General features: G+C 56.6%; 5 protein-coding genes. 2 read left to right on the top strand and 3 right to left on the bottom strand.

The window, feature by feature from the left end; genetic code table 11:
* A partial coding sequence (locus ABJD00_RS22365; protein ID WP_413828753.1) for an IS3 family transposase occupies window positions 1-119 on the top strand: 119 nt, incomplete at its 5' end.
* 15 nt (window positions 120-134) lie between these two features.
* Here the strand turns inward: ABJD00_RS22365 and ABJD00_RS22360 are convergent.
* The 3 genes from ABJD00_RS22360 to ctaD form a co-directional block, all read right to left on the bottom strand.
* The gene (locus ABJD00_RS22360) at window positions 135-1,811 is read right to left on the bottom strand and encodes a DUF3604 domain-containing protein (protein ID WP_413828749.1); all 1,677 of its coding nucleotides are present in this window, start codon (window positions 1,809-1,811) and stop codon (window positions 135-137) included.
* Between the two features lie 299 nt (window positions 1,812-2,110).
* On the bottom strand, window positions 2,111-2,734 hold the full coding sequence (locus ABJD00_RS22355) for a peptidoglycan-binding domain-containing protein (RefSeq protein WP_413828747.1): 624 nt from the start codon (window positions 2,732-2,734) through the stop codon (window positions 2,111-2,113).
* Window positions 2,735-3,052: 318 nt separating this feature from the next.
* Window positions 3,053-4,726 (bottom strand): cytochrome c oxidase subunit I, encoded by a 1,674-nt coding sequence (gene ctaD, locus ABJD00_RS22350; protein ID WP_413828745.1) that lies wholly within the window; start codon window positions 4,724-4,726, stop codon window positions 3,053-3,055.
* A gap of 313 nt (window positions 4,727-5,039) precedes the next feature.
* Between ctaD and ABJD00_RS22345 the strand changes: the two genes are divergently transcribed.
* Window positions 5,040-5,987, top strand: coding sequence for a calcium-binding protein (locus ABJD00_RS22345; protein ID WP_413828743.1), 948 nt, complete (start codon window positions 5,040-5,042; stop codon window positions 5,985-5,987).
* Window positions 5,988-6,000: the final 13 nt, after the last annotated feature.

Genomic DNA, 6,000 nt, shown 5'->3' with positions numbered 1-6,000 from the left:
ACGTGTTCGAATACATCGAGATGTTCTACAACCCGACACGCAAGCACACCAACAACGGTATGCTGTCGCCGGTTAACTATGAAATCAAACAGAAGAAGATGAACGAGGCAGGCGTCTAGGAAACTAGGGGCACCTCAAACCGTTGAACCAACCGGTTCGCGAGCACGACCATCTTCGCCAATCTCACGATCACCTGAAACCGCGACGTCATAGATGCGCTCGAAGGTTTCACCGCTCTCGTCAATCCAGCCTTTGATGATCTGTACGCGGTCCAGATTGGCGCCATCCGGATCTCTCAGTGCGCGGATCAGAAAACCGGGCGCGGTTCCTTCAGGTGCATCGGAAAGATCAGCGCCCATGGGAACACCATTCCGGTAGCCGTGCGCTGCGAAATCCGGAACATTAAGATCGTCAGCATCGAAGTTCCACCCACCGAACAAACGAACGCGGATGCGGCTGCCGGTCGTCGCATATGCTTCCTTGCGTTTGATCGCACCGTGAACTTCTTCTCGCGTGTTCTCGCGGGCCCAGACCGCAGTCAGACCTGCAGCGGATTCCTGAGCAGTGAGGATCCGCAACGCTGGATCGTCTGCGGGGATCACATCGACATTATGACGGTTTGGCGATGGTTCAGTGTGCTGATACTTGCCGAAGTAGTTCTCTTCACGTGTTGTCGGGAGCGCAGTGTGCGTATCGGTTGTGCCGTAAAAGCCGAACTTGAATGGGTTAACGCCAATTTGACGCTGCACTTCAAGTCCAACTTTCAAAGCTGAACGGCCATACTCGTAACGCAACATGTCGGGTGTCTTTGCAACTGTGCCCGAGATGTTTGCGACGTCCCAGGTTTCAAAGTCGGCGAACTCATCGTCAGGCGAGAGCATAGGGTGAGTTTCTTCGTCACCCTTAATTTGGGTGACTTCATGCATCGGTTCCCAACGAATGCGCTTGGCCGCATATTCTGCATCCATCGGTGAGCCGTTGAATTTCGTCGGTGCGAACATAATACCGTTGGAAACATTGCCGTTGTGCGGCACCGAAAAGACGCTGCCCCCAGTCAATTCTTCGTAAGCCGCCAAATAGTCCCACAAGGGTTCCGGGTCTTCACTTTCAAAGTAAGTGAAAGGCCGCGTCCGTTGCGTTCTTTCAGCCCCGTCCCCGAAAACGACGACTCGGTGCAGGTTGTTACCTTGGGGAGTAGACGTCCACTCGTACCCGGAGAGAGTGGTGAAAACTCCCGGTTCGTAATACTGGTCGACTGTTTCGACAATTTCATTCCAAAGATCGCCATCCAGATCGAGTCCTGCTGTTGGATCTCTTCCCTCTACAGACGCGATTTCGATGATGTCGGCGAAAGCGGCCATGCGGCCTTCCTGACCGGCATTGAAGCGTTCATAGGTCAATCGGCCCCAGTCATCCGCCAGCAGCCTTGGGTCTGCTGCACGAACAGCCGTTGCAAGCCCCAGCATTTCTGCATGCTCTGTGATCGCAAGAAAATCGAGCGGGCGGATGAGCTGAACCGGCTGCCCGGTATTTGAAATAATCCGTTCGCCGCGCGCCACTCGGAAGGCGTCGTGAATATCGAGCGACGTACCGACCAAGCCGGCATCAAAGGAAATTTCGGTATGAAAATGCAAATCACCGAAAAGCACCTGATCGGGGTAGGAACGATCAATAAAGGGCGAAAAATCTGTTCCCGGCTCGACAGTGGCTTCAGACACGACACCTTCGAACGCCAAAGTGCTGTTCGGTGCCAAAAGTACCGAGCTCGCCAGTCCCATGGCAATCATTCTGATCGAATTGTTACGCTTCATGATCATCCCCCCAGTCTGCAAATCTATTTTTCGACAACGATAGAACTGGACTATTCTAACGAAGAACGGAGATTGGCGTCTTTGAGCTATGTCAATCAGCTGTAGTCCATGCGCTTTCAGCCGCACGGCGAATGGCCGTTTTGTCGGCAAGACAGTTTTTTGCACGGAAGTTATAAACTGCCCCTCGCCAAACCGGGGTGCAGTCCGGCGAAGGCACAGCGCCCTGGAATGTCTCCGATAGGGGCGCTTAGTTTAGGCGGTTGCGCGTGTCTGTTTAGCTCCGTAGCGCTGAACCGCGGCTAGAGGTCGATTGCGCCCGTGGGGGATATGCTTGAAGGGGAAGGGGCCAGATTGCGCTGTTGCGCGGCGCCGGACGCGAGGTCGTCCCGATACAGCTTGAGCAGACCCTTGGTGCCGTCAGGCAAGCCCGCTATGACGCCGAGTGTGCTGTCCTCGGCCGTTTCTGCGCGCAGGTAAGAACTGGTCAGCAGCCGCTGCTGAAAGCTGGTCAGGGTGCCCGTCCGGTCATAGGCCATGTAGCTCTGGTAGTCGGAAATGGCACTGCGCGTGGCGGGTCCGATCCGTCCGTCGATCGGCCCTGCATCAAATCCGAAATAGGCAAGGGACGACTGAATTTCGCGCCCCTCGGGCGTAGCCGGGATGCTGGCGCGATAGGTCTTTTTCGGAGCGGCACGGCTGGGCGCCGGGGCATAGGTCTGAGGAGTGGCAGCGCGTGCACGTGCGCGCTGCTGTTGCTCGCGCGCCAGTTTCTGTTTGCGCACCTCTTTCTGGATCACCGCACCGGCGATGCCGCCGAGGACGGCGCCGGCCAGAAAGTCCTTGGTGTCCGCGCTTGCGCGAGGCGCGGGGACAAGGGCGAGTGCGGTTGCCAGAACGGCAGATGTGAGTTTGATCGGTAACATGTGTTGGGTCCTTTTCTCTTGGTCCTGCAACAGACCGGGCACAGCGTTCGGGCGGCGTGATCCACGGGGCGGCAGCTGAGAAAGAGTATGCGCCGGGATGGCGCGCCGAAAAGGGCGCACGGCTTTTGCCTGTTTGGTCCGGCGAGGGCCTGCCAAAGGCGCAGGTTTGGCAGGCAGCGTCCTGCCGGAACAGGCGCCTTGTTATTGCATATCAAGCAGGACGCGGGGCGCTGGCAGGTGCCAAATCGCTGTGGCGCACCAAAGCAAAAGGCCCCGGTGTGATACCGAGGCCTTTTCGATTTTCACTTTACAGCTTTGCTAGTGCGAATGCTGTTTGTCCCAGTCTTCCTGCTTTGGCAGGATTTCGAACGTGTGCTCTGGCGGTGGGCTGGGCAGTGTCCATTCCAGCGTGTCCGCATACTCGTTCCATGGGTTGTTTTCAGTCACCACCGCACCTTTGCGCAGCGAGTAGATGATCACCCCGAAGAAGAACAGGAACGACGCAAAGCTCAGGAACGCGCCCCAGGAGGACCATGCGTTCCAGTAGGCGAATGCCTCGGGATAGTCGATGTAACGACGTGGCATGCCCTGACGGCCCAGGAAGTGTTGGGGGAAAAAGGTCAGGTTCGCCCCGATGAACATTGTCCAGAAGTGCAGTTTGCCCGCCCATTCAGGATACATGCGACCCGTCATTTTGGGGAAGTAGAAGTAGATCCCCGCAAAGATGCAGAACACGGCCCCAAGCGACATCACGTAGTGGAAGTGAGCAACCACGTAGTAAGTGTCGTGATAGTAGCGGTCGACCGCTGCCTGAGACAGAACGATGCCTGTGACGCCACCAAGGGTGAACAAGAACAGGAAGCCGAAGGCCCACAGCATGGGTGTTTTCAGCTCAACCGAACCGCCCCACATGGTCGCAATCCAGCTAAAGATCTTGACCCCTGTGGGCACCGCAATGACCATCGTTGCCAGCATGAAGTAGGCTTGCTGGTTCAGGGACATGCCGACCGTGTACATGTGGTGCGCCCAAACGACAAAGCCCAGCACACCAATCGCGATAAGAGCCCAGACCATCGGCAGGTAGCCGAAAACGGGCTTGCGCGAGAACGTCGCGATAACGTGGCTGATGATTCCAAAGCCGGGCAGGATGATGATGTAAACCTCTGGGTGTCCGAAGAACCACAGGATGTGCTGGTACAGCACCGGATCACCGCCACCGGCAGGATCAAAAAAGGCAAAGCCAAAGTTGCGATCCATCAGCAGCATGGTGATCGCGCCGGCCAGCACAGGCAGGGACAGAAGGATCAGCCAGCTTGTGATGAAGATTGACCATGAGAACAGCGGCACCTTAAACAGTGTCATGCCGGGGGCACGCATGTTCAGGAATGTCGTGATCATGTTGATCGCACCAAGGATCGAGGACGCGCCCGAGACGTGGACCGCGAAGATCGCAAGGTCCATGGACATACCCTGTTCGTTGGTCGACAGCGGCGGATACAGCACCCAGCCGACACCTGACCCAAGCTGACCATTGCCACCCGGTGCCAGCACCGAACAGATCGCCAGCGTGGTGCCTGCGACGTACAGCCAGAAGGACAGATTGTTCATCCGTGGGAACGCCATGTCCGGCGCGCCAATCTGCAAGGGCATGAAATAGTTGCCAAATCCGCCAAAGAGGGCAGGGATGACCACAAAGAACATCATGAGAATGCCGTGACCCGTGATCAGAACATTCCAAAGGTGCCCGTTGGGCGTACATTCGCCAGCCGCAGCCGCTGTGAGGCGCGCGCCTTCCATGCACATGTACTGGACACCGGGGTCCATCAGTTCCAGGCGCATGTAAACGGTGAAGGCCACCGAGACAAAGCCAACAACGGCTGAAACGATCAGGTACAGTATACCGATGTCTTTATGGTTTGTGGACATGAACCAGCGAGTGAAAAACCCGCGCTCGTCTTCGTGTTCGTGGCCGTGAATGGCTGCGTCTGCCATGCGGTGCCTCCTAAATATGTGTTCTCGCCGCGCGCGGGGTTCCCAACCACGCAATGCGTTGCACCCGTTCTAGAGTTTTGCACCGAACGCTTCAATAACTGATCTCACGTTTAACCGGGGTGAATTGTCGCGCATTGTCGCCCAAAATGCCGCTTTTTCGGGCGCTGCCTTGCTGTGACTGTGCCGTCATTGCACAGTAATGCCTTATTTGGCTGAACGAACGCCAAACTTCGTCCATTGTTCGACCGAATTTGCGGAGTACGCCGCGCGGGAAGGTGCAATAGGCACCGTGTTTATTGAGTGATTGAGTAATATGGCCACCAACGACAATACGAATCCAGGAACCGAAGGCGATCAGGTCATTTCCGGCACCACCGGTGCTGACACGCTGACCGGTGCGCTTGGCTCTGACACGATCAATGGCGGCGCGGGCGCTGACGTTCTGAGCGGGGACGGCCCCGTTGAAGGCAGTTGGCTGTTTGAAGCCTATGATTTCAACTTTTCATCCTCTGCCGGGCAAGCCTTTGACATCGAAAACGGGACACTGACCGGAACCGGTTACGTCACTGATTTCAACGAAAGCGGGTTGATCAGTACACTTCGCAATGACGGTGTGAACAACCCAGCGGATTTCGGTGTCATCTATACCAGCACGCTGAACACGACGCTGGGTGGGACGTACCGTTTGACCACGCGGTCTGATGATGGCTCAACTATCCAGATATTTGATTCCAATGGCAATCCGCTGTCCTTTGACAACCAGACCGGCGGCACGCTGGATTATCTCAACAATGATTTCCACCAGGGCGCAAGAACGCGGTATGGCGATGTCGAGCTTGATCCCAACGAAACATATACAATCCAGATCCGTTATTGGGAAAATCAGGGCGCCGATGTTCTGTCGGCGACGATCTCAGGCCCCGACACGGGCAACTCCGTTGAAAACCTTCTGACCACAGACATGATTGGTATCCCTCCGGGGCCGACGACGTCCGTCACCGGCACTCCCGCTGGGGTCGAGGGCGACGACGTACTGGATGGTGGCGCAGGCGATGACACCATTACAGGTGATGGCGGCGATGACACGCTGATTGGCGGTGCTGACAATGACAGCCTCGATGGCGGCACCGGCAATGACAGCCTGACCGGGGATGGCGGTAACGACACCTTAGAAGGTGGCGCAGGCGCGGATGAGCTTGAAGGCGGTTCAGGCGACGATGTCGTAGTCGGAGATGACGGCTCCGCCGAAACTGTTCTCTAAGAAGATGATTTCG

The organism is Tateyamaria sp. (assembly GCF_039945315.1).
In the GTDB taxonomy this organism is placed as follows: Bacteria; Pseudomonadota; Alphaproteobacteria; order Rhodobacterales; family Rhodobacteraceae; genus Tateyamaria.
Note: the sequence above shows the minus strand (reverse complement) of the source record. Positions and strands in the feature narration are given on the sequence as shown.

What these genes read in the sequence shown, in the direction of transcription:
- ABJD00_RS22360 (WP_413828749.1), bottom strand. Translation starts at nt 1,811, where the DNA reads ATGAAGCGTAACAATTCGATCAGAATGATTGCCATGGGACTGGCGAGC.
- ABJD00_RS22355 (WP_413828747.1), bottom strand. Translation starts at nt 2,734, where the DNA reads ATGTTACCGATCAAACTCACATCTGCCGTTCTGGCAACCGCACTCGCC.
- ctaD (WP_413828745.1), bottom strand. Translation starts at nt 4,726, where the DNA reads ATGGCAGACGCAGCCATTCACGGCCACGAACACGAAGACGAGCGCGGG.
- ABJD00_RS22345 (WP_413828743.1), top strand. Translation starts at nt 5,040, where the DNA reads ATGGCCACCAACGACAATACGAATCCAGGAACCGAAGGCGATCAGGTC.